Annotated in this window: 20 protein-coding genes, 1 tRNA gene and 2 pseudogenes; 2 read left to right on the plus strand and 21 right to left on the minus strand. The window is 71.3% G+C overall.

The genetic code is table 11. The annotated features are described in order from the left end of the window. Nucleotides 1-65: 65 nt before the first annotated feature. From rpoB to EV188_RS28145, 19 genes and pseudogenes are all read right to left on the minus strand, one after another. Nucleotides 66-3551, minus strand: coding sequence for a DNA-directed RNA polymerase subunit beta (gene rpoB / locus EV188_RS28055; RefSeq protein WP_133829625.1), 3486 nt, complete (start codon nucleotides 3549-3551; stop codon nucleotides 66-68). A gap of 416 nt (nucleotides 3552-3967) precedes the next feature. Then, nucleotides 3968-5068 (minus strand): hypothetical protein, encoded by a 1101-nt coding sequence (locus EV188_RS28060; RefSeq protein ID WP_133829626.1) that lies wholly within the window; start codon nucleotides 5066-5068, stop codon nucleotides 3968-3970. Between the two features lie 29 nt (nucleotides 5069-5097). Next, nucleotides 5098-5586, minus strand: coding sequence for a hypothetical protein (locus EV188_RS28065; protein ID WP_133829627.1), 489 nt, complete (start codon nucleotides 5584-5586; stop codon nucleotides 5098-5100). Between the two features lie 157 nt (nucleotides 5587-5743). After that, nucleotides 5744-7033, minus strand: a complete 1290-nt coding sequence (locus tag EV188_RS28070) for an MCE family protein (RefSeq protein ID WP_133829628.1) — start codon at nucleotides 7031-7033, stop codon at nucleotides 5744-5746. Then, nucleotides 7030-8232, minus strand: a complete 1203-nt coding sequence (locus EV188_RS28075; RefSeq protein ID WP_133829629.1) for an MCE family protein — start codon at nucleotides 8230-8232, stop codon at nucleotides 7030-7032. Before EV188_RS28075 ends, EV188_RS28070 begins: the two co-directional genes overlap by 4 nt. Beyond that, complete coding sequence (locus tag EV188_RS28080) at nucleotides 8229-9632, minus strand: MCE family protein (RefSeq protein ID WP_133829630.1); 1404 nt, start codon at nucleotides 9630-9632, stop codon at nucleotides 8229-8231. Before EV188_RS28080 ends, EV188_RS28075 begins: the two co-directional genes overlap by 4 nt. 410 nt (nucleotides 9633-10042) lie before the next feature. Continuing rightward, nucleotides 10043-10978: pseudogene (locus EV188_RS28085) on the minus strand (MCE family protein); the annotation flags it as partial. Further along, nucleotides 10975-12015: an MCE family protein gene (locus EV188_RS28090; protein WP_133829631.1), complete on the minus strand. Its 1041-nt coding sequence runs from the start codon at nucleotides 12013-12015 to the stop codon at nucleotides 10975-10977. The gene EV188_RS28090 and the pseudogene EV188_RS28085, both read right to left, overlap by 4 nt. Further along, on the minus strand, nucleotides 12012-13472 hold the full coding sequence (locus tag EV188_RS28095) for an MCE family protein (RefSeq protein ID WP_133829632.1): 1461 nt from the start codon (nucleotides 13470-13472) through the stop codon (nucleotides 12012-12014). Before EV188_RS28095 ends, EV188_RS28090 begins: the two co-directional genes overlap by 4 nt. Beyond that, the gene (locus tag EV188_RS28100) at nucleotides 13469-14305 is read right to left on the minus strand and encodes an MlaE family ABC transporter permease (protein ID WP_133829633.1); all 837 of its coding nucleotides are present in this window, start codon (nucleotides 14303-14305) and stop codon (nucleotides 13469-13471) included. Before EV188_RS28100 ends, EV188_RS28095 begins: the two co-directional genes overlap by 4 nt. A gap of 44 nt (nucleotides 14306-14349) precedes the next feature. Then, nucleotides 14350-15144, minus strand: coding sequence for an MlaE family ABC transporter permease (locus tag EV188_RS28105; protein ID WP_133829634.1), 795 nt, complete (start codon nucleotides 15142-15144; stop codon nucleotides 14350-14352). 941 nt (nucleotides 15145-16085) lie between these two features. After that, nucleotides 16086-17084 (minus strand): annotated as a pseudogene (locus tag EV188_RS32835) (ABC transporter ATP-binding protein); the annotation flags it as partial. A gap of 403 nt (nucleotides 17085-17487) precedes the next feature. Further along, a complete protein-coding gene (gene rplL, locus EV188_RS28115) occupies nucleotides 17488-17877 on the minus strand; it encodes a 50S ribosomal protein L7/L12 (protein WP_133829635.1) in 390 nt (129 codons plus the stop codon). A gap of 48 nt (nucleotides 17878-17925) precedes the next feature. Next, on the minus strand, nucleotides 17926-18558 hold the full coding sequence (rplJ, locus tag EV188_RS28120) for a 50S ribosomal protein L10 (protein ID WP_133829636.1): 633 nt from the start codon (nucleotides 18556-18558) through the stop codon (nucleotides 17926-17928). A 280-nt stretch (nucleotides 18559-18838) separates the two neighbouring features. Beyond that, nucleotides 18839-19549, minus strand: coding sequence for a 50S ribosomal protein L1 (gene rplA / locus EV188_RS28125; RefSeq protein ID WP_133829637.1), 711 nt, complete (start codon nucleotides 19547-19549; stop codon nucleotides 18839-18841). 88 nt (nucleotides 19550-19637) lie between these two features. After that, nucleotides 19638-20072 carry a 50S ribosomal protein L11 gene (gene rplK, locus EV188_RS28130; protein ID WP_133829638.1) on the minus strand — a complete coding sequence of 145 codons (435 nt, stop codon included), beginning with the start codon at nucleotides 20070-20072 and terminating at the stop codon, nucleotides 19638-19640. A gap of 33 nt (nucleotides 20073-20105) precedes the next feature. Beyond that, nucleotides 20106-21149 (minus strand): transcription termination/antitermination protein NusG, encoded by a 1044-nt coding sequence (gene nusG / locus EV188_RS28135; protein ID WP_243742047.1) that lies wholly within the window; start codon nucleotides 21147-21149, stop codon nucleotides 20106-20108. Nucleotides 21150-21216: 67 nt separating this feature from the next. Further along, nucleotides 21217-21603: a preprotein translocase subunit SecE gene (gene secE, locus EV188_RS28140; RefSeq protein WP_133829639.1), complete on the minus strand. Its 387-nt coding sequence runs from the start codon at nucleotides 21601-21603 to the stop codon at nucleotides 21217-21219. Between the two features lie 63 nt (nucleotides 21604-21666). Then, nucleotides 21667-21739: transfer RNA gene (locus EV188_RS28145), tRNA-Trp, on the minus strand. A 188-nt stretch (nucleotides 21740-21927) separates the two neighbouring features. Here EV188_RS28145 and EV188_RS28150 point away from each other — a divergent pair. After that, complete coding sequence (locus EV188_RS28150; RefSeq protein WP_133829640.1) at nucleotides 21928-23169, plus strand: pyridoxal phosphate-dependent aminotransferase; 1242 nt, start codon at nucleotides 21928-21930, stop codon at nucleotides 23167-23169. Nucleotides 23170-23227: 58 nt separating this feature from the next. After that, nucleotides 23228-24112 carry an SGNH/GDSL hydrolase family protein gene (locus EV188_RS28155; protein WP_243742048.1) on the plus strand — a complete coding sequence of 295 codons (885 nt, stop codon included), beginning with the start codon at nucleotides 23228-23230 and terminating at the stop codon, nucleotides 24110-24112. 123 nt (nucleotides 24113-24235) lie between these two features. Here EV188_RS28155 and EV188_RS28160 read toward each other — a convergent pair whose 3' ends face one another. Then, nucleotides 24236-24655, minus strand: coding sequence for a MaoC/PaaZ C-terminal domain-containing protein (locus EV188_RS28160; RefSeq protein ID WP_133829641.1), 420 nt, complete (start codon nucleotides 24653-24655; stop codon nucleotides 24236-24238). Continuing rightward, nucleotides 24652-25107 (minus strand): FAS1-like dehydratase domain-containing protein, encoded by a 456-nt coding sequence (locus EV188_RS28165; protein WP_133829642.1) that lies wholly within the window; start codon nucleotides 25105-25107, stop codon nucleotides 24652-24654. The genes EV188_RS28160 and EV188_RS28165 overlap by 4 nt, the downstream gene beginning before the upstream one ends.

The following is a 25107-nucleotide window of genomic DNA, read 5'->3' on the forward strand; positions in this document are numbered from 1 at the left end:
TTTATCGAGAGGGTCCGCGGGCCCCGGGCCGGGAGCGGTGGCTCCCGGCCCGGGGCTGCGAGGTGCTAGTTGACGACGTCGTCGACCGACGGCGACTCGTTGCGGGACAGGTTGATGCCGAGGTTCGCGGCCGCACGCTCGAGGTCCTCGTCGTCGCCGTCGCGCATCTCGATGGCGGCACCGTCGGACGACAGCACCTCCACGTTGAGGCACAGCGACTGGAGCTCCTTGAGCAGCACCTTGAACGACTCGGGGATGCCCGGCTCGGGGATGTTCTCGCCCTTGACGATGGCCTCGTAGACCTTCACGCGGCCGAGCACGTCGTCGGACTTGATGGTCAGCAGCTCCTGCAGCGTGTAGGCCGCGCCGTAGGCCTGCATGGCCCAGCACTCCATCTCGCCGAAGCGCTGACCGCCGAACTGCGCCTTCCCGCCCAGCGGCTGCTGGGTGATCATCGAGTACGGGCCCGTCGACCGGGCGTGGATCTTGTCGTCCACCAGGTGCAGCAGCTTGAGGATGTACATGTAGCCCACCGCGATCTGGTGCGGGTAGGGCTCGCCGGTACGTCCGTCGAAGATCTGCGCCTTGCCGTCCTCGCCGACCAGTCGCACGCCGTCGCGGTTGGGCAGCGTCGACCCGAGCAGGCCCGAGATCTCGGCCTGGCGGGCACCGTCGAACACCGGCGTCGCCGTGTTCGTGTCGGGCTCCACCCGCCGCATGTCGTCGGGCATGGTCACCGCCCACTCGGCGGTGTTGTCCGGGTCGACCTCCCAGCCGCTCTTCGCGATCCACCCGAGGTGGGTCTCGAGCACCTGGCCGATGTTCATCCGTCGCGGCACACCGTGGGTGTTGAGGACGATGTCGACCGGCGTCCCGTCGGCGAGGAACGGCATGTCCTCGACCGGCAGGATCTTGCCGATGACGCCCTTGTTGCCGTGGCGGCCGGCGAGCTTGTCGCCCTCGGAGATCTTGCGCTTCTGGGCCACGTAGACGCGGACCAGCTCGTTGACCCCGGGCGGCAGCTCGTCGTCGTCGTCGCGGGAGAACACCCGGATGCCGATGACCTTGCCGGTCTCGCCGTGCGGGACCTTGAGCGAGGTGTCGCGCACCTCGCGCGCCTTCTCACCGAAGATCGCGCGCAGCAGGCGCTCCTCCGGCGTCAGCTCGGTCTCGCCCTTCGGCGTCACCTTGCCGACGAGGATGTCGCCGTCCGCGACCTCGGCACCGATGCGGATGATGCCGCGCTCGTCGAGGTCGGCCAGGACCTCCTCGGAGACGTTCGGGATGTCCCGGGTGATCTCCTCGGCGCCCAGCTTGGTGTCGCGGGCGTCGATCTCGTGCTCCTCGATGTGGATCGAGGTCAGGACGTCGTCCTGCACGAGGCGCTGCGACAGGATGATCGCGTCCTCGTAGTTGTGGCCCTCCCACGGCATGATCGCCACCAGGAGGTTCTTCCCGAGGGCCATCTCGCCGTCCTCGGTGCACGGCCCGTCGGCGAGGACCTGGCGGGCCTCGACGCGGTCGCCCTCGGAGACGATCGGCTTCTGGTTGATGCAGGTGCCCTGGTTGGACCGCGTGAACTTGTGGAGACGGTGGGTCGTGCGCTGACCCTCGTCGTCCATGATCGTGATGTAGTCCGCGCAGAGCTCCTCGACCACTCCGCCGCGGTCGGTCGCGATGACGTCGCCGGCGTCGACGGCGGCCCGCAGCTCCATGCCCGTGCCGACCAGCGGCGACTCGGAGCGCAGCAGCGGCACCGACTGGCGCTGCATGTTGGCGCCCATGAGCGCGCGGTTGGCGTCGTCGTGCTCGAGGAACGGGATCATGGCCGTCGCGACCGACACCATCTGGCGCGGCGAGACGTCCATGTAGTCGACGCGGGTCGGCGCGATGAGGTCGACGTCGCCGCCCTTGCGCCGGACCAGCACGCGGTCCTCGGTGTAGTGGCCGTCCTCGTCGAGCGGCGCGTTGGCCTGCGCGACGACGAAGCGGTCCTCCTCGTCGGCCGTCAGGTAGTCGATCTGGTCGGTGACGACACCCTCGACGACCTTGCGGTACGGCGTCTCGATGAAGCCGAACGGGTTCACCCGCGCGAAGCTCGACAGCGAGCCGATCAGGCCGATGTTCGGGCCCTCCGGCGTCTCGATCGGGCACATGCGGCCGTAGTGCGACGGGTGGACGTCGCGGACCTCCATGCCGGCCCGCTCACGCGACAGACCGCCCGGACCCAGCGCCGAGAGCCGGCGCTTGTGGGTCAGGCCCGCGAGCGGGTTGGTCTGGTCCATGAACTGCGAGAGCTGCGAGGTGCCGAAGAACTCCTTGATCGCGGCCACGACGGGCCGGATGTTGATCAGGGTCTGCGGCGTGATGGCCTCGACGTCCTGCGTCGTCATGCGCTCGCGCACGACGCGCTCCATGCGGGAGAGGCCCACCCGGATCTGGTTCTGGATGAGCTCGCCGACGGTGCGCAGGCGGCGGTTGCCGAAGTGGTCGATGTCGTCGGTCTCGACGGGGATCTCGCCGGAGCCGTCGGGCGCCGCGACCTCGGTCTCCCCCGCGTGCAGGCGCACGAGGTAGGAGATCGTGTTGATGATGTCGTCCTCGGTCAGCGTGCCCGTGGACGGGTCGACGTCCGACCCGAGCTTCTTGTTGACCTTGTAGCGGCCGACCTTCGCCAGGTCGTAGCGCTTGTCCTTGAAGAAGAGGTTCTCCAGGAGCGTCTGGGCGCTCTCGCGCGTGGGCGGCTCGCCCGGACGCAGCTTGCGGTAGATGTCGAGCAGGGCCTCGTCCTGCCCGGCGGTGGAGTCCTTCTCCAGGGTGGCCAGCAGCGTCTCGGAGAAGTGGAACTTCTCCTGGATCTGCTCGGTGGTCCAGCCGAGGGCCTTCAGCAGCACGGTGACCGGCTGCCGGCGCTTGCGGTCGATGCGCACACCGACGGTGTCGCGCTTGTCGACGTCGAACTCGAGCCACGCGCCGCGACTGGGGATGATCTTGACGCTGTAGACGTCCTTGTCGGTGGTCTTGTCGACCGAACGGTCGAAGTAGACACCGGGGGAACGGACGAGCTGCGAGACCACGACGCGCTCGGTGCCATTGATGATGAACGTGCCCTTGTCGGTCATCACGGGAAAGTCGCCCATGAAGACCGTCTGGCTCTTGATCTCACCAGTGGTGTTGTTGGTGAACTCGGCCGTGACGAACAGCGGGGCCGAGTACGTCATGTCCTTGTCCTTGCACTCCTCGACGGAGGCCTTGACCTCGTCGAAGCGCGGGTCGGAGAAGGACAGGCTCATCGAGCCGGAGAAGTCCTCGATCGGGGAGATCTCGGAGAGGACCTCCTCCAGGCCACCGGCGGGGAGCTCCTCACCCGCCTCCACGCGACGCTCGAACCACTCCTCGCTGCCGACCAGCCACTCGAAGGACTGGGTCTGCAGGGAGAGCAGGTCGGGAACCTCGAGAGGCTGGTCCAGCTTGGCGAAAGAGACCCGGGTGGGTGCCCCGGGGAACGACGCGTGGTGGTTCGAGACCTTGGTGGCGCGGGTAACTGCCAAGATGCGTCCTTCCGGAACAACGCTGTCTGAACGCTGTCAGTAGCTTCACCGTCCGGAGGGCAGCGCAGCGCCCCGGTCGGCGTGGACGCGGCCCGGGCGTCGGCACACGGGTGAGCGAAACAGACGTAGGGCAGCGCGATCCGACAGTCTAGCCACACGTGGCGGCACCTGTCGAACGGCCCCCCTCGTGACGCGCCGGAGGAGGAGCGTCCGCACGAGGCGGGATCGACCTCCGGGGTCTGACGCAGGGGCGCCGCGCTGCGAACAGAGTGACCGCCCGTGCCCCCGGAGTCAAGTGGGACGCGCTGGGTGTCGCCCGGCCAGCACAGCGGACCCCGTGCAGGTCAGGGCACACGAGAACGCGCCGGGCGGGCCACGATCAGGTCGTGGCCCGCCCGGCGCGTCGTGGAACGGATCTATCGGTTGGCCGTCAGGGGGGTCAGTTCGGCGAGCTTCCAGCGCCCGTCGACGCGCTCCATGTCGAGGCGCAGCAGCCCCGGGGCATTCGTCGACTGGCCGGTCGTGGTGCGCTGAGCGGAGAACTGGGTGAGCGCCATGAGCGTCGCCCGGTCGCCGGTCAGCGACGTCACGCCGATGTTCACGACCGTCGCCGTCTGCCGCAGCTGCTGCTGCTGGGCCGGCTGCCGGATGGTCTGGTCGAACACGGACATGTACCGGTCGGCGAACTGGCCGGTCGACATGGTCCGCGCCGCGTCGGCCGAGTCGTCGAGGCGGGAGAAGTCGTACGAGAAGATCTTCTCGATCGCCTCGCGGCTCTGCCCGACGAGCTCGGCGGTGCCACCGACGTCGATGACGGCCTGGTTGCTCACCGGCCCGGTCGTCCAGGCCTCGCGGCCCTTCCAGAACGCCAGACCGCCGAGGACGAGGCAGACGACGATCGCGACGACCAGCGTGATCGGCAGGGCGCGCGAGCCGGCGAACCGGCCCAGCGCCTCCCGCTGGCGCACGAAGCGCTGCGGGGCAGCCTGGGTGGCAGTCCGCGCCGGCTTCCTCGTGCGGGTCGGCGCGGCGGTCTCGACGTCCTCCGCGGGCACGGCGCGCGGTGTCATCCGCGTGCCGCGGCGGGCGCGGTTGGTCCGCGGGGCCGTCACGGTCGTGGCGACGGTGGGCTTCGCGTCGGTGGCGTCGTCGTCGGCCTCGGCATCGTCTCCGCGGTCCGCGGCGACGTCCGGGGACGCGGCAGGCGTGTCCGCCTCCGTGGCGGCAGGGGTCGACAGCGCGGTGGTCTCCGGCGTCGCGTCGGGCTCGGCGTCGCGCGTCTCCGGGGCCTCCGTCGTCGTGGCGACGGGGGCCGTCTCGGTCGGCGTCTCGACGGGCGCCTCGACGGGCGCTGCGGCCTGCGTCTCGACCGGGGCGTCGAGGCGGTCCTCGACCTCGGGCGACTCGACGTCGTCGACCGGCGGCGCGCCGGCGCCCGCGTGAGCGTGCTGGCGGAGTCCGGCGACCTTCGGGCGGCGGTTCGTGGCGCCGGGCTTGGTGCGGGAGCGGGGTGGCACAGTCACTCCCCCTTTCTTGTGGGCCGCGGCTACTGCTGTCCGGTCGAGGGCGTCGCCTTGGCGGCCTTCCAGCCGTCCGGCGTGCGGATCATCTCGACGAGGAACAGCTGCTGCTTGGACTGGGGCTGCGCGGTGGCGCTGCGGGCGTTGACGTCGATCGCCACGATCGCCGAGGCCGTCGGCGGCTGGTGTGCGGGATCGAAGGCCGTCAGCGACGAGGACACCGGCGTGGCGATGACCTCGGCCTGCGACTGGCGCAGGTTCTCGGCGAACTGCTGCCGGACCCGCTGGTACTCACCGAGCATCGGCTCCGTCAGCGACGACTGGGCGGCCTCGAGGTCCGCGTCCAGCGTCGACGGCCGAACCGTGTTGATGTTGACGACGATCTGCTCGGCGGCGTCGGTCGCCTCGTCACGCATGGCCGCGGCGCTCGCGTCGTCGCTCTGCGTCCCGATCCACCAGTACACGCCGCTCGCGACGGCGGCCGCGAGGGCCAGGACCGTCAGGACGGCGAGCACGGTCACCAGACGCCGGCGGCGCTGCTCGGGGGTCGCCGCCTTCTTCGTCGTGGCCTCGTCGTTCTCGGGGGCCTTCTGGGCCGTCGTCGGGGACGTGGCGCTCAGCTCCTCAGGTCGTCCGCCGGACAGGGGGAGCGCCGGCGGGGTCGTGCTCGGGTCAGTCGGTGCCGAGCCCCGGAATGATCACCGGGGGCGCGCCGCGCGTGCTGCCCGCGAGGACACCGTCGGCCGGCAGCGCGGCCAGCGCGGCTGTGTCCTGCTGCTCATTCTGCGAGAGGCCGGTTCCACCGGCTTCGGCGGGTCCTCGGGAGTTCTCCGAGTCGTACGGCGCGGGCAGGTTCTGGGCACCGCGGACGTTCACCGGCGACGCCTCGTTGCACCGGACGCTGGTGTCCATGGGGAGGAAGTCCTTCGCCGTCGCCGGCCGCCACCCCGCGTCGGGCTGGAGGTAGCCCTCCCGGCAGTAGGGCGGGTCGGCGACGTTGAGGACGAGGCCGAAGTGCACGCGACCGTCGGGGCCCGGGTCCTCGGCGTCCTTGAGCACCGACGGCGCCGCCGCCGACAGCGCCGGGTAGGTGACGAGGACCTGTTCGATCGCCGACTGCCGCGGCTCGAGGATCCGGGTCACGGTCAGCAGGTTGGCGATGACCCGGCTCAGGTCGGGGCCGACGTCGCGGATCAGTCCCTCGAGCTGCTGGGCCGCCGGTGGCGCCGACTGCACGAGACGCCGGAGGTTCGGGTCGTCGGCCTTGAGCTGGGCCGTGAACAGCTGCAGGTCGCGGCTGAACGAGATGATCTGCGGGCCCAGCGAGGCCTGGGTGTTGAGCACGATGCGGCCGTCCCGCAGCAGCTGGCGGAACGTCGGCAGGTTCGCGATGGCGGCGGGCACCAGGGCGTTCGTGCCGTCGAGCAGACGCTGGAGGTCCGGGCCGGCGCGGTCGAACGCGTTGTAGAGCTCGTCGACGGTCGTCCGGAGCTCGGGCAGCGGCACCGAGGTCGCGAGCGCGTTGACGTCGGCGAGCAGCTGGTCGACCGGCACCGGGGTGCGCGTCTGCTCGACCGGGATGATCGACCCGTCCTCGAGGTAGGGCCCGTCGTTGTTCGGCGGCCGCAGGTCGACGTACTGCTCGCCCACCGCGGACCGGTTGGCGATCACGGCTTCGGTCGACGCCGGCACCGACGGCGAGTCCTTCTCGATCTCGAGCTCGACCTCGAGTCCCTGCGGGGTGACCCGCATGTCCCCGACCTTGCCGATCTCGACGCCGCGGTAGCTCACCGACGCGTCCGGGAAGATGCCGCCGGAGTCGGCGAGCTGCACCTTCACGGTGTACGGGCCGAGGCCGATCAGCGAGTCGGCGCCGACGTAGCGCAGCCCGACGTAGACGATGCCCACGATCGAGATGACCGCGAACAGCGCCACGAGACGCAGCGTCTTCGTGCCGATCATCGGCCGTTCCCTCCGCCGAGGCCAGGCAGCTGGGGGACCAGCCCGGGGGTGTTCTGGGAGCCGCGCTGACCGGCGGCGCCACCGGCGGCCGCGTCGCCCGCCTGCGGGGTCGTGCCGGGCTGCTGGAGCAGCTTGAAGATCGCATCTACGCCCGGGACCTGGTTGCTGTTCAGCAGCGTGGTCAGCAGGCTCTGGAGATTGATCTGCACGCTCACGTCGATGTTCGCGAAGTCGCCCTTGATGACGTTGAGCGAGTTGTCCGCGAACGGGATCGTCAGCAGGATCTGCAGCGATCCCGGCAGCGCGTCCCCGGCCTCGACGAGGTTCCCGAGGATCGGCTGGAGGGCCCGGAGGTCGGCGACCGTGTTGGCCTGGCTGCGTCGGATCACGTCCACGCCGACGTCGGAGAGCCGGTTCAGCGACTGCAGGGTCTCGACGAGCAGGCCGCGCTGCTGGTTGAGCACGTCGAGGCCGGGCCCGAGGTTGTCGATGACGTTGGCGATCCGGGCGCGCTGGTCGACGAGCGTGCGGGTCAGGCGCTCGAGCGAGTCGATCGCCCGCACGATGTCGGCCTTCTGCCGGTCGAGCGTCCCGACCAGCGTGTCGAGGTTCTGCAGCAGGGAGCGCAGCTGCTCCTCGTTGCCCGAGGTCGCGGCGTTGACCTCGCGGGCGATGGTCTGGATCTTCTCGACGCCACCGCCGTTGAGCAGCAGCGACAGGGCTCCGAGGACCTCTTCGACCTGGGCGCCGACGTCGGTCTGGTCGACGGGGATCGTCGCCCCGTTCGCGAGGCGACCCTGCGGCGGCGCCATCGGGGACGGCAGCAGCTCGACGAACTTCTCGCCGAGGAGGCTGGTCTGGCGCAGGCGCGCCGTGGCGTTCGCCGGCAGGTTGACCGCGCCGTTGACGTCGACGACGACCTGCGCCGTCCAGCCGTCGGGGGCCAGCGAGACCTCGCGGACGACACCCACCGGCACGTCGTTGACGCGCACGCTGTTGTTGGGCACGAGGTCGACGACGTTCGTGAACTGTGCCGTCACGGTGTACGGGTTCGGTCCGAGGGCCGCGCCGCCGGGCAGCGGGACGTCCTGGATCGCCTGGAGCCCGCAGCCCGTCAGGAGGAACGTCGCGACCGCGAGCAGGGTCGCGAGCCGGGTGCTGCGCCGCAGCGGTCGCAGGTCGGTGGCGGTGGCGGTCATCGGTCACCTCCGACCGTCTCGAAGCCGAGGATGCCGCTGCCGGGCTCGGTCGGGGTCGCGTCCGGCGCGCCGGTGGCGCCGCCGTCACCGTTGGTCGCGGCTCCGTCGGCCCCGGCCGCCTGCCCGCCGGCGCCCGCCGGTGCACCGCCCGCCAGGGCGGTCAGCGGCACGAGCGCGTTGAGCGACGGCTGCTGGTTGAGCAGTCCGAGGAGGTCCTGGATCGGCGCGAGGGAGAGGCCCAGGGGGGACTGGTTGACGACCTGGCCCTGCGCGTTCGTCCCGCCGAGGAGCGCGCCGCAGACCACCGACGCGCGGGCGACGTTGGTGAGGAGCGGGTCGATCGGCCCGGCCAGCACGTCCGGCAGACCCGGCTGGTTCGCCAGCAGGCTGCAGAGCAGGGCCCGCGGGTCGAGACCGGCGCCCAGCAGCTCGGGTGCGAGCACCGGGCGCACGTCGAGCGTCCCGGAGCGGGCGTTGTAGGAGTTCGTCAGGTTGCCCAGGGCGAGCGGCGCCACGTTCGTGAACTCGGTGATCGCCCGCCGCTGGCGCACGAGGATGTCGGTGATGTTCCGCAGGCGCCCGACGTCGGTCCGCAGGATGTCGCGGTTGTCCCGGATGAACCGGGCGACGTCGTCGAGCGCCGGCGGGAGGGTGCGCAGCACCGTCGACAGGTTGCCGCGCTCCGACGCCAGGAAGCCGGAGATGTCCGCCAGCTGGTTGTTGAGGTCGCGGACCGCGCCGTCGTTGCGGGCCAGCATGTTCGTGAACTGGCCGAGGTTGTCGACGGTCGCGAACAGGTTGTCGCGGTTGTCGGCCAGCGTGCCGACCGCGCCGCCGAGCTCGGTGATCGTGCTCTTGAGCAGCTCACCGTTGCCGCCCAGGGCGCCGGCGGAGGAGCGCAGCAGCTGGTTGAGCGCGCCGGCCCGGTTGGCCCCGTTGGGTCCGAGGGAGCGGGCGATCTGGTCGAGGCTCTGGTAGACGCGGTCGAGCTCGACCGGCGTGCTCGTGCGCTCGACGGGGATGACGGCGCCGTCGGCGAGCTGCGGCCCGCTCTGGTACGTCGGGCCGAGCTGGACGTAGCGGTCGCTGACCAGGGTCGGCGCCACGATGACGGCCTGGGCGTCGGCCCGGACGGGCGCTTCGTTGTCGACCTTGAGCACGACCCGGACGATGTCGCCCTGCGGGACGATCGCGTCGACCGAGCCGACGGGGATGCCCTGGATCGTGACCTCGTTGTCGACGTAGAGGCCGACCGTGTTGTCGAAGTACGCGGTGACGGTGCGCTGGCTCCCGCGCTGCAGCGCGTACCAGAGGCCGGCGGTCGCGAGCAGCGCCAGGACCAGCGCCACGGACAGCGTCCGGGCCGCGCTCTCGAAGAACGTGACGAGACGGGTCGACATCAGTTGCCACCGCCTTCGCCGCGACCGGCGGGTGCAGGACCGGCCGGCGCGCCGCCGGCCGGGGCCGCGCCCGCGCCGGGCAGGAGGCCGCCGCCCGCTCCCTGCGCCAGCGCCTCGGTGAGCGCAGCCACGTTGGGCACCCCGTTCGGGAAGAGGATCTGGAGCTGCTGCGGTGTCAGGGTGCCCGGGGTGTCCTGGCTGCCGAGCAGCTGCTGCAGCTGGGTCATCTGTGCCGGGTTCAGTCCTGCGATGACCTGCGGCAGGTCCTCCAGCGTGGGGATCGCGGGCAAGCCGAGCACGGCCAGCGCGTTCTGGAGGATCTGCTGGAGCAGCTGCGGGTTGAACAGCCCGGCCAGGCTGCCCGGGTCGAGGCTCGAGCCCGGGTCGCAGTTCTGGTCGAGCGGCGGGTCGAGGTTGCAGATGTAGGCGTCGAACCAGCGGCCGTTGCCGACCACGTTGGCGAACACCCGCACGAACGGCGCCAGCAGCCGCAGCCCGTTCTCGAGGTTGGCCGAGTTCTCCTCCAGCGTGCGGAGCACGCCGTCGAGCGACTCGAGCGTGGGCCGCAGCGTCGCCTCGTTGTCGGCGACGAGACCCCGCAGCTGCTCGGCGAGGGCGATCGTGCCGTTGAGGAGGTTGTCGATCGCGGCCTTGCGGGCGCGCAGCTCCGAGAGCAGCAGGTTGCCGTCGTTGATCAGCCGCTCGACCTCGGCGTCGCGGTCGGCGAGCACCTGCGTCGTCGTCCGGGTGTTGGCCAGGAGCCGCGCGAGCTCCTGGTCGCGCGACGAGATCGTCCGCGAGAGCCTGCTGAGCCCGGTCAGCGCGCCGCGCACCGGACCGGCCGCGCCGTCGAGCGTGTCGGAGAGGACCCCGAGGCTCTGGGCGAGCTGGTTCGTGTCCAGGTCCTCGACCGTGGTCGAGAGCTGCGAGAACGCCTGGATGACGTCGAACGGCGCCCGGGTCCGCGACCGCGGGATGCCCTGGTCGGGGTCCAGTGCCCGGTCGCCGGCCGGCTCGAGCGCGATGTACTTCTGCCCGAGCACCGTCTTGATCTCGATCGAGGCCGAGGTCCGGTCGCCGATCCAGGCGTCCGGGGCCTTGAACGACACGACGACGTCACTGCCCTCGAGCGTGAGGTCCGTGACCGTCCCGACCCGGATGCCCGCGATGCGGACGTCGTCGTCGGGCTGGACGCCTGCCGACTCGCTGAACCGGGCCGTGTACGTCGCGCCCTGCCCGATGAGGGGCAGGTCCCTGATGTTCAGGGACGCGGCGGTGAGCAGCAGCAGGATCACCAGGCTGGCGGCGCCGATGGGGAGGGGGTTCCGTTTACGGAACGGCTTCATCCTTGGCATCGCTGCGCCGTATCGGGGAGTTGGATGATGGACCCCAGGTCGATGGGCGGCAGGGGCAGCGGGTCGAAGCTGACGTTCCCGCCGACCGCGCAGAGGTAGAAGTTGAACCAGGAGCCGTAGCTGCCGGCGCGCCCGAAGTTGTTCGCCTTCTGCGGCGTCAGGCGCAGGAAGTTCTCGACGAGGTCCCGGTTGTCGTTGAGGTTGTCCGACAGTCGGCCCAGCTGGACGATGTCGTCCCGCAGCGGCGGGCGGGCCTCCTCGAGGAGCCCGGCCGTGGTCGTCGTCAGGTCCGCGATGGGCTGGAGCGTCTCGCCGATCCGCACCCGGTCGGCGGCGAGACCGCTGACGAGCTGCTGCAGCGAGACGATGAGACCCGACAGGCGCTCGTCACGGGCGTTGACCGTGTCGAGCACCGAGTTCAGGTTGTTGATCAGTGACCCGATCACGGCGTCGCGGTCGGCGATGGTCGACGTCAGCGACGCGGTCCGGGCGAGCAGCGAGTTCACGGTGCCGCCCTCGCCCTGCAGCACCTGGATGATCTCGAACGACAGCTGGTTGATGTCGTTCGGGCTCAGGGCCTGGAACAGCGGCTTGAAGCCGTTGAACACGACCGTCAGGTTGAGCGGCGGACGCGTCTGGTTGACCGGGATCGTCGCGCCCGGCTGCAGCATCGCGTTCATCGGCCCGTTGCCGCGGGCGACCTCGAGGTACCGCTGGCCCACGAGGTTCTGGTACTTGATCGAGAAGATCGAGCCGACGGGCAGCTTCCGGCTCTGGTCGACCGAGAACGTCACCTCCGCGACGTTGCGGTCGACCAGCTGCACCTCGGAGACCTGACCGACCCGGACGCCGGCGATGCGCACGTCGCTGCCGGCGATCAGGCCGGACGCGTCGGTGAAGCGTGCCTTGTAGTCCTGGGTGCTGCCGAAGTAGGTGTTCTGGATCGCGGTCAGCAGCAGCGCGACGGACAGCACCGTCACGAGGGTGAAGATCGCGAGCTTGATCAGCGGCGCGGCGAGCCCCCTCATCGGACCACCGCCTGCGCGCCGCGCAGCGTCGCCGCGTTCAGGTACGGGGCGAAGGAAGGCACCTGCACCGGGCGGACGCCCATCTGCATGGCCGTCACCTCGGTCACCAGCTGGCGCTCCTCGGGAGAGTTCGGCATGTTCGGCAGGCCGATGTTGGCGCCGTCGACACGGCCCGGCGCGGACTGCCCGGTGGTCCGGCCGCCGCCCGAGGACTGCCGCGCGGAGGCCGGGGAGTCGTTGCCAGTCTGGGAGTCCTCGTCGATCTCGCCGGCCTGGCCGCCCGCGTAGGCGTCCTCGGTGGCCAGGGTCGGGTCGGGCGGGATCGATCCGTCACGGATCGGGCCGCCCGGCGGGAACTGCGGCGCCTGCCCCTCGATCTGGTAGCAGCGCGGGCCGCGGTCGTCGAGGTACTGCGGTTCCTCGCCCGGCACGTACTTGCCGTTGTCGATCGTGATCTCGGCTTCGATCTGCACACCGGTGTCGGGCTTGAGCACGTTGTTGATCTGCGGCGTCACGTCGGTCAGCTGCCGGAACAGGCACGGGAACTCCGAGCTGTACCGCGCGAGCAGTTCCAGCGTCGGCCGCGCCGAGGCCGCGAGCGCGATGATGTTGTCGCGGTTCGCGCGCAGGAAGTCGGTCGTCACGTTGGACGCCGAGGTGACCGACCGGAACGTCGACTCGAACGCCGCGCGCTGCTCGACGAGCGTGCGGCTCGTGGTCACCAGGTTGTCGAGCGCGAGGATCAGGTCCGGCGCCGCCTGGTTGTAGATGTCGGCCGTCGGCGCCAGCGCCCACAGGTTCGCCTGCAGGTCGGGCAGCGCCGGCTGGAGGCCCTCGACGTACCGGTTGAGCAGCACCAGCGTGTCGCCGAGCTGCTCGCCGCGGCCCGACAGCGACTGCGAGATCGCGCCGAGGGTGTCGGAGAGCTTCTCGGGCTGGACCGCGGTGAGCACCGGGAGCAGGTTGTTGAGCACCTGCTCGGTCTCGGTGGCGTTCTCCGAGCGGTCCTGGGCGATCGTGTCGCCCTCCTGCAGCGGCCGCGGGCTCGCGTTCGGCGGGATGCCCAGCGCCACGTAGCGCTCGCCGAAGAGCGTCTTCGGGATGAGCGTCGCGGTGGTGTTGCTGGGGATGGTCGGCAGGAAGTCGGGGTCCATCGCCATCTCGATGACGGCGCCGGATCCGTCGCTGTCGACCGAGGTGATCTCGCCGACGATGACGCCGCGGACCTTCACGTCGCCCTGCTTGGAGAGCTGGTTGCCCACCGTCGCCGTGCGCAGGTAGACGGTCTCGGTCGACTTGAACGCCTTGTTGAAGTTGGCCAGGCAGAGCGCCACGATCAGCGCGATCACCAGCAGCATCGCGACGCCCATGAGGCGGCGGCGCAGCGGGCTCAACGGCGGGCGCTTGTCCTTGGTCGGCGGCGCGTACTCCTCGCGCTCCATCGTCGGGGCGCTCATCCGGCGATCCTGATCGAGGTCGTCGTGCCCCAGATCGCCAGCGTCAGCAGGTTGTCCAGGACGGTGAAGATGACGATCGAGTTCCGCACCGCGTTGCCGACGGCGACGCCCACGCCGGCCGGCCCGCCGCTGGCGTTGTAGCCGTAGAAGCAGTGGATGAGGATGATCGCCAGGGCGAAGATCAGCACCTTGCCGAACGAGTACAGGACGTCCTGCGGGGGCAGGAACAGGTTGAAGTAGTGGTCGTAGGTGCCCGGCGACTGCGTGTAGAAGTTCGTGACCAGCAGCCGCGCGGCCAGGTACGACGCCACCAGGCCGATGACGTAGAGCGGGATGACCGCGATGAACCCGGCGACCACGCGCGTCGTGACGAGGAACGGCAGCGACGGCACCGCCATGACCTCGAGGGCGTCGATCTCCTCCGAGACCCGCTGGGCGCCGAGCTGGGCGGTGAAGCCGGCGCCGACCGTCGCGGACAGCGCCAGCGCCGACACCAGCGGCGCGACCTCGCGGGTGTTGAAGTACGCGGTGACGAAGCCGGAGAACGCCGAGGTGCCGATCTGGTTCAGCGCCGAGTAGCTCTGCAGACCGACGACCGAGCCCGTGAAGAACGTCAGCGTCGCGACGATGACGACCGTGCCGCCGATCAGGGCGAGCGCGCCGGAGCCGAACGCCACCTCGGTGAGCAGGCGGAGGACCTCGCGCCGGTAGCGCGTCACCGACTTCGGGATCCAGCCCAGCGTCCGCGTGTAGAACGACGCCTGGTCGCCGAGCGTGTCGAGGACACCCAGGGGTGCCTCGGCCGCACGGCGTGCGCGTGAAGTGATGGTCATCGAATCCTGGCCTGGGGAGCGGCGGTCAGAACGTCAGGACGGGCTCAGAACTTGGTCGGGGGCACGAGGTTGAGATAGACGGCCGTCACGATGACGTTGATCGCGAACAGCAGGATGAACGTGATGACGACGGCCTGGTTGACCGCGTCGCCCACGCCCTTCGGGCCGCCGGCGGGGTTGAGGCCGCGGTACGCGGCGACGATCCCGGCGGCGAGCCCGAACAGTGCGGCCTTGATGAAGCCGACGAGCAGGTCGGTCGGCTTGGACAGGGCGGAGAAGCCCTGCACGTAGGCGCCCGGGGTGACGCCCTGCAGCACGACGTTGAAGTAGTAGCCGCCGGCGACGCCGACGATCGAGACGAGGCCGAACAGCAGCGCCGACACGAGGATCGACGCGAGCACCCGGGGCACCACGAGGCGCTGGATCGGGTTGATGCCGAGCACCTCCATCGCGTCGATCTCCTCGCGGATGGTGCGGGCGCCGAGGTCGGCGCAGATCGCCGAACCGCCGGCCCCGGCCACGAGGAGCGCGCAGATGACGGGCGCCGCCTGCTGGATGACGGCCAGCGTGCTCGCCGCGCCGGAGAACGACTGCGCGCCGAACTGGCGGATCAGCGACCCGAGCTGCAGCGAGATGACCGAGCCGAACGAGATCGACACCAGCGCCGCGGGGAGGATGCAGACCCGCGAGATGAACCAGCACTGGTCGATGAACTCGCGCGTCTGGAACGGCCGCTGGAAGATCCCGACGATGACGTCGAGGCCGAGCGCGAAGAGCTTGCCCGTCGCCGTCAGCGCCCCCGATCCGGGGAAGTTGCCGGCCGCGATGCGAGAGCTCACGAGTCGCCCCGCCGGAACATGCGCCGCAGGCCGCCGAGGACGCCCTCGTCGGAGTCCTCGCGCCCGCGGGGCACACCCTGCTGCTGGTCGGAGGGGCCGCGACCCGTGCCGTCACCGGCCGGCGGCGCCTGCTCCCGGGAGCCCGGGCCACCCTCGGCGGGCGGGTCGGCGGCGGCCTCACCGGCGGGGTCCGGTGCGGCGTCCTGGCCGGGGTTCGGCGGCGCGGCCTGCTGACCGCCCTGCCCCTGGGTCGCCTGCTGCTGGCCGGCCTGCTGCTGAGCACCCTGCTGCTGAACCGTCGGCTGCTGGCTGGTCGGCTGCTCATCGTCCCGAGCGGGGCGTGCGGCCATCGGCACGAGCCCCGCGACACCCTGCTCGCCGGTCTGTTCCGGCTGCTGGGGCGGGTCCTCGCGCCACCGGTGACGTCCGGCGGCGGCACCGGCCGCGCCCGCGGCACCCGCGGTGGCGACCTGCTGGGTGGTCTGGTCCTGGCCCTGCTGGCCCTGCTGGTCCTGGCCCTGCTGCTGGCCCGACTCGTCGACCGCCTGGAACTGCTCGGTCGGCGGGTCGTCCTGGTCCTGCTGGTCCTGGCCCTGCTGGTCCGCGGACGAGCCCGCCTCGTCGGAGTCCTCGTCGCCCTCCTTGGTGTGCTCGCCGGCCTGCGGGAGCACCACCGTGCCGCCGGCGTCCTCGTCGGCCGGGACACCGACGAGCGGCTCGTCGGACTCCGGCGGCGCGGGCGGGGCCTTGCGCGCCTCGGCGTCGGCGTCGGGGTCGCCGCTGCCGGCCTGGTCCCCCTCGCCCTCGCCCTCGCGGGAGCCGCCCTCGACCAGCGAGTTGTCCTCTGCCTCGGCCATCGCCTGGTAGCCGAACGGGTCGGCGTCCTCGGGCGGGTTGTTGCGGGTGACCTCGATGAGCTCGGTGCGGTCCTGGTCCCGGGAGATGCCGTAGCGCTCCTGGTCGGCCTCGGTGAGCTGCTCGAGGATCGCCGTCTGCGCCTTCGGCGGCAGGGTGTGCAGGACCTGCATGACGCGGTCCTTGCGCCGCTGGACCGCCTTGCGCTCGGGGACGCCCTCGCTGACCTCGAGCTGCGGGTCGATGAACGACTCCTCGGACTCCGCCGAGCCGCCCTTCTTCTTCAGCTCCTCCATCTCGGCCTCCATCTGGGCCGAGTCCTTCTCCTCGGACATGCCGATCGGGCCGATGCGCCGGCCCTGGAGGAACTGCTGGACGACGGGCTCCTCGGAGGTCAGCAGGACCTCGCGCGGGCCGAACATCACCAGGTTCTTGCGGAACAGCATCCCGATGTTGTCCGGGAGCGAGCGCGCGGTACCGAGGTGGTGGGTGACGATGAGGATCGTCGCGTCGAGCTGGGCGTTCAGGTCGACGATCAGCTGGTTCAGGTACGCCGTGCGCACCGGGTCCAGGCCCGAGTCGGGCTCGTCGACCAGGATGATCTCGGGGTCGAGCACCAGCGCGCGGGCCAGCCCGGCGCGCTTCTTCATGCCTCCGGAGATCTCGCCGGGGAGCTTGTCCTCCGCGCCGCCGAGCCCGACCAGGTCGAGCTTCTCCATGACGATGTCCTTGATCTCGGACTCGCCCTTGCGGGTGTGCTCGCGCAGCGGGAACGCGATGTTGTCGAACAGGTTCATCGACCCGAACAGCGCGCCGTCCTGGAACAGCACGCCGAACAGCTTGCGGATCTCGTAGAGCTTCGACTCCGAGCACCGCACGAGGTCGGTGTCGTGGATGAAGATCGAGCCCTTCTCGGGCTTGAGCAGGCCGATGATCGACTTCAGGAGCACGGACTTCCCCGTGCCCGACGGGCCCAGGAGGACGCTGACCTCGCCGGCCGGGAGGGTCAGCGTGACGTCGGACCAGATGTTGGAACTGCCGAACGACTTCGACAGGTTCTTGATCCCGACCTCGACGCCGGCCATCCAGTTCCTCCGGTCCGTGGTGTCGACGCGTCACCAGACGCCTGTTGCCGACGTCATAGGCCGGCACCCCCCAGTCGGGGGCGTCACATCCTCAACGACGACTGCCAGCGGAGGTTACTGACCCGGAAACCAGCGCAGCCGCCGGGTCCCTCTCCGCCGGTCACGGCGCCGCACTGAGCCGAGCGGGTGGCGCCGAGCGGCTGTCGCCACGCGTTCGGTGGAGCATCGGGGACCACTCGTCCACGGGATCGGCGTCTCACCGCTCCCCCGGGGGACACCCTTCTGCGGGGCGCGCGGTGTGGCCGCCGTCACTCCACGATGTCGCAGGGACCCGGAGACGACGACGGGGCGGGGACCCGAAGGTCCCCGCCCCGTCCGTGAAGAGCTGCGCTCGCGCGCGAGATCAGGTCAGGCTGATCTTCGCGCCGGCCTCCTCGAGCTTCGCCTTGGCCGCGTCGGCGGCCTCCTTGTTGACGCCCTCGAGGATCGGCTTCGGGGCGCTCTCGACGAGCTCCTTGGCCTCCTTGAGGCCCAGGCCCGAGACGACCTCGCGGACGACCTTGATGACCTGGATCTTCTTGTCGCCGGCGCCCTCGAGGACGACGTTGAACTCGTCCTTCTCCTCCTCGGCCGGGGCGGCGGCACCGCCGGCGGCCGGGGCGGCCGCGGCGGCGACCGGGGCGGCGGCGGTGACCTCGAAGGTGTCCTCGAACTTCTTCACGAACTCCGAGAGCTCGATGAGGGTCATGTCCTTGAAGGCGTCGAGCAGCTCGTCGGTGGACAGCTTCGCCATGGTGGCGCTCCTATCGGATAACGGTGATGGGGGTGTGGGTGGGCCCGGTCAGGCCTCGGTGGTGGCCTCGGTGCCGGCCTCGGTGCTCGCCTCGGCGTCCGCGGACTCGACGGCGGCGACGGCGTCCTCGGTGCTCGCGCTGCCCTCGGCCGCACGCTTGTCCTGCAGGGCCGCGACGAGGCGGGCGACCTGCGAGGCCGGGGCGTTGAACAGCCCGGCGGCCTTGGCCAGGTTGCCCTTCATGGCGCCGGCCAGCTTGCCCAGCAGCACCTCGCGGGACTCGAGGTCCGCGAGCTGCGTGACCTCGAGGGCGGAGAGCGCGCGGCCCTCCATGTAGCCGCCCTTGACGACCAGGGCCTTGTTGTCGCGCTGGAAGTCGCGGAGCGCCTTGGCGGCGTCCACGGGCTCCCCGCTGACGAAGGCGATGGCCGTCGGGCCGACGAGCAGGTCGTCCAGTCCCTCGACCCCGGCGTCCGCGGCAGCCCGCTTGACCAGGGTGTTCTTGGCGACCGTGTAGTTCACGTCCGAGCCCAGCGATCGACGCAGCTGCGTGATCTGCTTCATCGACAGGCCGCGGTACTCGGTGACGACCATCGCCGAGGCGTCGCGGAACTCCGCGGCGATCTCGGCGACCGCGGCCACCTTGTCGGCAGCCGGAGCTCTCGTCTCATCTGCAGCCATGCGCGCCTCCTCTCTCGTACTCGGGAGACCGCGCCGGCCGTCACGGGCCCGGAACGACGAAACGCCCCGTGCACAGGTGCACGGGGCGTCGGACGGCGCGGGGCACGAGGGCCCGGCGGGGCGTCACGACCCTCGTCCTCCTGCGCGGGCGCCCCTCGTCGGAGCCTTCGTCCCTCCAGGCGGGCCTGGACGGCGACCAGCGGTCTCGGGTGGATCGGGGTTCGATCTGGGACCAGTCTACGCGGTGCCCCCCGGGGCCGTACCCAGGGGGTTCCGGCGACTAGGCCTCGGTGGAGAGCAGGTTCCGCGTGCGGTTCGGGTCGACCGGGATGCCCGGGCCCATCGTCGTGGTGACGGTGATCTTCTTGACGTAGCGGCCCTTGGCGGCGGCCGGCTTCGCCCGGAGGATCTCGTCCAGCGCGGCACCGTAGTTCTCGACGAGCTTCTCGGTGTCGAAGCTGGCCTTGCCGATGATCAGGTGCAGGTTGGCCTGCTTGTCGACGCGGAAGTTCACCTTGCCGCCCTTGATGTCGCCGACGGCGCGGGCGACGTCCGGGGTCACGGTGCCGGTCTTGGGGTTCGGCATGAGACCGCGCGGGCCCAGGATGCGGGCGACGCGGCCGACCTTGGCCATCTGGTCGGGCGCCGCGACGGCGGCGTCGAACTCGAGCCAGCCGCCCTGGATGCGCTCGATGAGGTCGTCGGACCCCACGACGTCGGCTCCGGCCGACTCGGCCTCGCGCGCCTTGTCGCCGGTGGCGAACACGATGACGCGGGCGGTCTTGCCGGTGCCGTGCGGCAGGTTCACGGTGCCGCGGACCATCTGGTCGGCCTTGCGGGGGTCGACGCCCAGCCGCATGGCGACCTCGACGGTCGCGTCCATCGACGTGGTCGTCGTGTCCTTGGCCAGGCCGATGCCCTCGAGGGGCGTGTAGAGCTTGTCGAAGTCCACCTTCTCGGCGGCCTTCTGGTACGCCTTGCTGCGCTTCATTTCTCTCTGTCCTTCTCGAACGGATCAGGTGTGGTCAGGGCTGCGCGGCCCTCCCACGGTGCCGACCGGTGGTCACCGGCCGACGCGGTCACTCGGAGACGGTCAGACCCATCGACCGGGCGGTGCCGGCGATGATCTTCGACGCCTGGTCGAGGTCGTTGGCGTTGAGGTCCTGCATCTTGGTCTGCGCGATCTCGCGGACCTGGTCCTGCGTCACCGAACCGACCTTCTTGGTGTGCGGCGTCGGGCTGCCGGACTTCACTCCGGCGGCGGCGAGCAGCAGCTTGGCGGCCGGCGGCGTCTTGAGCTCGAAGGAGAAGGACCGGTCCTCGTAGACCGAGATCTCCACCGGCACGACCTGACCGCGCTGCGACTCGGTCGCGGCGTTGTAGGCCTTGCAGAACTCCATGATGTTGACGCCGTGCTGACCCAGCGCCGGGCCGACCGGCGGGGCCGGCGTCGCCGCGCCTGCGCTGATCTGCAGCTTGACGACCGCGGAGAGCCGTCGCTTCTTCGGGGGCATGACTTCCTCGTTGTTGCGGGTGTGTTCGGGTGACTAGATCTTGGAGACCTGGTTGAACCCGAGCTCGACCGGGGTCTCCCGGCCGAAGATCGAGACGAGCACCTTGAGCTTCTGGGCGTCGACGTTGACCTCGGAGATGCTCGCCGGGAGCGTGGCGAACGGGCCGTCCATGACGGTGACCGACTCGCCGACCTCGAAGTCGACCTCGACGGCGGGCTTGCCGGCGAAGTCCTCGGAACCGGTCTTCTCCGCGCCCTTGGCCTTCTTCGGCGTCTCCTGGCGGGGCAGGAGGAACTTGACGACCTCGTCGAGGGTCAGCGGCGACGGGCGCGACGTGGCGCCGACGAAGCCGGTGACGCCCGGGGTGTTGCGCACCGCGCTCCACGAGGCGTCGTTGAGTTCCATCCGCACGAGGATGTAGCCGGGCAGCACCTTGCGCTGGACCTGCTTGCGCTGGCCGTTCTTGATCTCGGTGACCTCTTCGGTGGGCACTTCGACCTGGAAGATGAACTCCTCGACGTCCAGCGTCTGGACACGGGTCTCGAGGTTGGCCTTCACCTTGTTCTCGTAGCCCGCGTAGGAGTGCACGACGTACCAGTCGCCGGGGGCCAGGCGCAGCGAGTCCTTGAGGGCCTGCGCCGGGTCGACCTCCTCCTCCTCGACCTCGGCGGCCTCGGCGGAGACCGGCGCCTCGTCGACCTGGAGGTCGTCCTCGGTGTCGTCGCGGGCGGCGATGTCGCCCGTGCCCGCCGACTCCTCGGGCAGGTCGGAGTCGTCCTCGTCCGCCGGGGCACCGAGCGCGGCGCGCGCCGCCTGCAGGTCGGCCTCGGGGTCGACGGCGTCCTCGGCGTCACCGCCGGTCTCGTCGTCGTCCTCCGCCTCGCGCGCCTCCTTGGCCACGCGGGCCACCTCGGCGTCGTCGAGCGTGGCGGGGTTCTCCTCGGTGCTGAGGTCCCCGTAGGTGCCACTGCCCTCACGGACCATGACACCGCGCGTGCGCGACTCGCCGACGAGCTCGGGCTCGCCGCCGTCGGGGGTGCCGTTCTCGGGCTCTGCGCCGGATCCTGCGGAGGTCACTTCTCACTCACTTCCTTTGCACGGCGGGCACCATGCGCGGTGCCCGGCCGGCCGCTCGGCGGAACGGTCAGCCGAAGAGGGCGAACACGGCCTTGGCGAAGACCCAGTCGAGGCCTGCCACCAGCGCCACCATGAACGACACGAACACGAGGACGACGAACGTGTAGACCACGATCTGCCGGCGGGTGGGCCAGTGGACCTTGCGGAGCTCGGCCACCACCTCGCGGAGGAACCGCCGCAGGCGGGCGAACACCGACCCCTGCGACTCCGGGGTGCGGTCCCGCGTCGGGGTGGCCGTGCCCTTGCCCGACGTGCGGCCGCCCTCGGTGTCCGCCGGGTCCCCGCCGGTGCCGTTGCCGGCCGCGTCCGCGCGGCGTCGACGGCCGGCAGCGGTGACCGGACGCGCGTCGTCGTCGTCGCTCCCGCGCCGACGCCGGCTGCTGTCCTCGCTCACTGCGCCGTCCTCACCGTCCTCGTCCAACCACCCCGCCTGGTCGGCGGGCTCACCGTCGCGGTGCAGGGGCGACAGGACTTGAACCTGCAACCTGCGGTTTTGGAGACCGCTGCTCTGCCAATTGAGCTACGCCCCTGTGGCGTCCCCGGGAGGACGCCGGTGGGCCGGGCCGAGGTCGATCCACACGACGCCGAGCGCGCGGGAGCGACGGACGAACCGTCCCGGGAACAATGCTACGTCAAGGCCCGCACGCCGACGGCGCCGGGGCAGGAGCCCCGCCCGGGCAGCGAATCCAACTGGGGCCTTCTCCTAGGATACCGACACATGACGTCGTCGTCCTCGACTTCCCTGCAACCCTCGGCGACCGACCGCCGCATCTCGGCCCGCGTCGGCGGGATCGCGGAGTCGGCGACGCTGGCGGTCGACGCGAAGGCCAAGGCCCTCAAGGCCGCCGGTCGCCCGGTGATCGGCTTCGGCGCCGGCGAGCCCGACTTCCCGACGCCGCAGCCGGTGGTCGAGGCCGCGATCGCGGCGTGCTCGGACCCCAAGAACCACCGCTACTCCCCCGCCGCCGGGCTGCCCGAGCTGCGCGACGCGATCGCGGCCAAGACCGCCCGCGACTCGGGGTGGCAGGTCGAGGCCCGCCAGGTGCTCGTCACCAACGGCGGCAAGCAGGCCGTGTTCGAGGCCTTCGCGACGCTGATCGACCCGGGCGACGAGGTGCTGCTGCCCGCGCCGTACTGGACGACCTACCCCGAGGCCGTGCGCATGGCGGGCGGGGACCCGGTCCAGATCGACACCGACGAGTCGACCGACTTCCTGCCGACCGTCGAGGCCCTCGAGGCCGCGCGCACGCCGCGCACGAAGGCGCTGCTGTGGTGCTCGCCGTCGAACCCCACCGGCTCGGTGGCGCCCCGCGAGCTCGTCGAGGCCGTCGGGCGCTGGGCCGCCGAGCACGGCATCTGGGTGATCGCCGACGAGATCTACGAGCACCTCGTCTACGACGGCGCCGAGCACGTCTCGATGCCGGTGGCGGTCCCCGAGGTCGCCGACCGCTGCGTCGTCCTCAACGGCGTCGCCAAGACCTTCGCCATGACCGGCTGGCGGGTCGGCTGGATGATCGGCCCCGCCGACGTCGTCGCGGCCGGGATCAACATGCAGTCGCACCTGACCTCGAACGTCTGCAACGTCGCCCAGCGCGCGGCGCTCGCGGCCGTCACGGGCCCGCTCGACGCGGTGGCCGAGATGCGCGAGGCGTTCGACCGCCGCCGCCGGCTGATCGTCGAGCTGCTCTCGAAGATCGACGGCGTCACCTGCCCCGTGCCGCGCGGCGCGTTCTACGCCTACCCGTCGGTGGCGGGACTGCTCGGCAAGGAGATCCGCGGCGAGCGCCCGCAGACCAGCGTCGACCTCGCCGCGCTCGTGCTCGAGCACGCCGAGGTGGCCGTCGTGCCCGGCGAGGCGTTCGGGAGCCCGGGCTACTTCCGGCTCTCCTACGCCCTCGGCGACGACGACCTCCGCACCGGCGTCACCCGCATGGCGGACCTCCTGGCGGAGGCCCGCTGATTCCCGCGATCATCCGCCCCGACGGTCCCGCCGGGACCCCCGACCCCAGGGAGAACCGGTGGGCCGTCGGCCGATCGTCCTGCGCCTGCTCGTCGCCGTCGCCGTCGCGCTCCTCGGAGTCGCCGTCGCGCCCGTGGCGATGGGCGCCCCGGCGGCCGCCGGGCAGGCCTACGTCGCGCTCGGCGACTCCTACACGGCCTCGCCGCTGACCGGTGCCCCGACGGGCCCGCCCCCGGGGTGCCTGCGCTCGGCGAACAACTACCCGCACCTCGTCGCCGAGCGCACCGGCGCCCAGCTCACCGACGTGAGCTGCAGCGGCGCGCAGACCAAGGACTTCGCGGCCCCGCAGCCCGTGCAGGGCGGCGAGAACCCGGCGCAGTACGACGCGCTCGGCCGCGGCACCCAGCTCGTCACCGTCGGCATCGGCGGCAACGACATCGGGTTCTCCGAGATCGTCCAGGCCTGCGTGAGCCCGACGCCGTTCGGGACGCCCTGCCGCGACCGGTACACGCAGGGCGCCCACGACGAGCTCGAGGCGCGGATCGACACCCTCGGCGACCGTCTCGACGACGTCCTCGACGAGGTCCACAGCCGCGCCCCGGACGCCCGCGTCCTGCTCGTCGGCTACCCGTCGGTGCTGCCGGCCGAGGGCCCGGGCTGCTACCCGCTCGTGCCCTACACCCCGGGCGACGTCGAGTACCTGCGCGGCGTGCTGACGCACCTCAACGCCGAGATCGCCGACGCCGCGTCCGACGGCGACGCGACCTACGTCGACACGGCGACCCCGAGCCTGGGCCACGACGTCTGCGCGGTGCCCGGCGAGCGGTGGATCGAGGGCCTCGTGCCCACGGCCCCCGCGGCGCCCGTGCACCCGAACGCCCTCGGCTCGGCGGCCCTGTCGCGCGCCGTCCTCGCCACCCTCGGCGTCCCGACCCCCGCCTGAGCCTCCGCCAGGAACGAACGAACGGCGCTCTCGCTGCTTCGCAAGCAGCGAGAGCGCCGTTCGTTTCTCGAGGGGGTCGGCAACCGGGTTAGCGGGGAGCCGCCGGGAGGAGCAGCCGGGCGTCTAGCGGGGGCGGACGGTGGCGACGGCCTTGCCGAGCACGCCCTTGCCGTCGTGGGTCGCCGTGACGGTCACGGTGCGCGCGCCGTCGTCGGTGACGTCGGTGACCTTGGCGCCGAGCTCGACGGTGGCGCCCGCGTCGTCGTCCGGGACCACGACGGGGCGCGTGAAGCGGGTCGAGAAGGCCACGACGGCGGCCGGGTCGCCCGCGAGGTCGGCGACGTAGCGTGCCGCCAGCGACATCGTGAACATGCCGTGGGCGATGACGCCCGGCAGCCCGACCTCGAGCGCGACGCGCTCGTTCCAGTGGATCGGGTTGAGGTCGCCGGACGCGCCGGCGTAGGCGACGAGGTCGGCACGGGTGATCGTCACCGTGCGCGGCTCGAGCTGGTCGCCGGCGCTCGCGTCGCCCAGCGCGCTCACGACGACCCCTCCGGCTCGGCGCGGCCGACGAGGGTCGCGCGTGTGGTCAGCACCGTGTCGCCGTCGGCGTCCGTGACGTCGACGCGAAAGGTGATGACGTCGTTGCCCGCGAGGTCGCGGATGTCGTCGACGGCCACCACCGAGGTGACGACGTCGCCGGCGTAGAGCGGACGGGTCAGCTCGACGGACTGGTCGCGGTGCACGACGCGCGTGAAGTCGAGGCCGAGCGCCGGGTCGTCGACCACGCGCCGCGTCGCGGGCCAGGTGAAGACCACCGGGAACGTCGTCGGGGCGACGACGTCACGGTGGCCCGCGTCCCGGGCGGCGTCACGGTCGTGGTGCACGGGGTCGTCGGCACCGATCGCGGTGGCGAACTCCCGGATCTTCTCCAGCGAGACCTCGTAGGTCTCCGCGGGCCAGGAGCGGCCCACGAACGACGCGTCGAGCGGCAC

It is taken from the genome of Actinomycetospora succinea (assembly GCF_004363095.1).
Taxonomy (GTDB): domain Bacteria; phylum Actinomycetota; class Actinomycetes; order Mycobacteriales; family Pseudonocardiaceae; genus Actinomycetospora; species Actinomycetospora succinea.

What these genes read in the sequence shown, in the direction of transcription:
- EV188_RS28070 (WP_133829628.1), bottom strand. Translation starts at nt 7,033, where the DNA reads ATGATCGGCACGAAGACGCTGCGTCTCGTGGCGCTGTTCGCGGTCATC.
- EV188_RS28075 (WP_133829629.1), bottom strand. Translation starts at nt 8,232, where the DNA reads ATGACCGCCACCGCCACCGACCTGCGACCGCTGCGGCGCAGCACCCGG.
- EV188_RS28080 (WP_133829630.1), bottom strand. Translation starts at nt 9,632, where the DNA reads ATGTCGACCCGTCTCGTCACGTTCTTCGAGAGCGCGGCCCGGACGCTG.
- EV188_RS28090 (WP_133829631.1), bottom strand. Translation starts at nt 12,015, where the DNA reads ATGAGGGGGCTCGCCGCGCCGCTGATCAAGCTCGCGATCTTCACCCTC.
- EV188_RS28095 (WP_133829632.1), bottom strand. Translation starts at nt 13,472, where the DNA reads ATGAGCGCCCCGACGATGGAGCGCGAGGAGTACGCGCCGCCGACCAAG.
- EV188_RS28100 (WP_133829633.1), bottom strand. Translation starts at nt 14,305, where the DNA reads ATGACCATCACTTCACGCGCACGCCGTGCGGCCGAGGCACCCCTGGGT.
- rplL (WP_133829635.1), bottom strand. Translation starts at nt 17,877, where the DNA reads ATGGCGAAGCTGTCCACCGACGAGCTGCTCGACGCCTTCAAGGACATG.
- rplJ (WP_133829636.1), bottom strand. Translation starts at nt 18,558, where the DNA reads ATGGCTGCAGATGAGACGAGAGCTCCGGCTGCCGACAAGGTGGCCGCG.
- rplA (WP_133829637.1), bottom strand. Translation starts at nt 19,549, where the DNA reads ATGAAGCGCAGCAAGGCGTACCAGAAGGCCGCCGAGAAGGTGGACTTC.
- rplK (WP_133829638.1), bottom strand. Translation starts at nt 20,072, where the DNA reads ATGCCCCCGAAGAAGCGACGGCTCTCCGCGGTCGTCAAGCTGCAGATC.
- EV188_RS28150 (WP_133829640.1), top strand. Translation starts at nt 21,928, where the DNA reads ATGACGTCGTCGTCCTCGACTTCCCTGCAACCCTCGGCGACCGACCGC.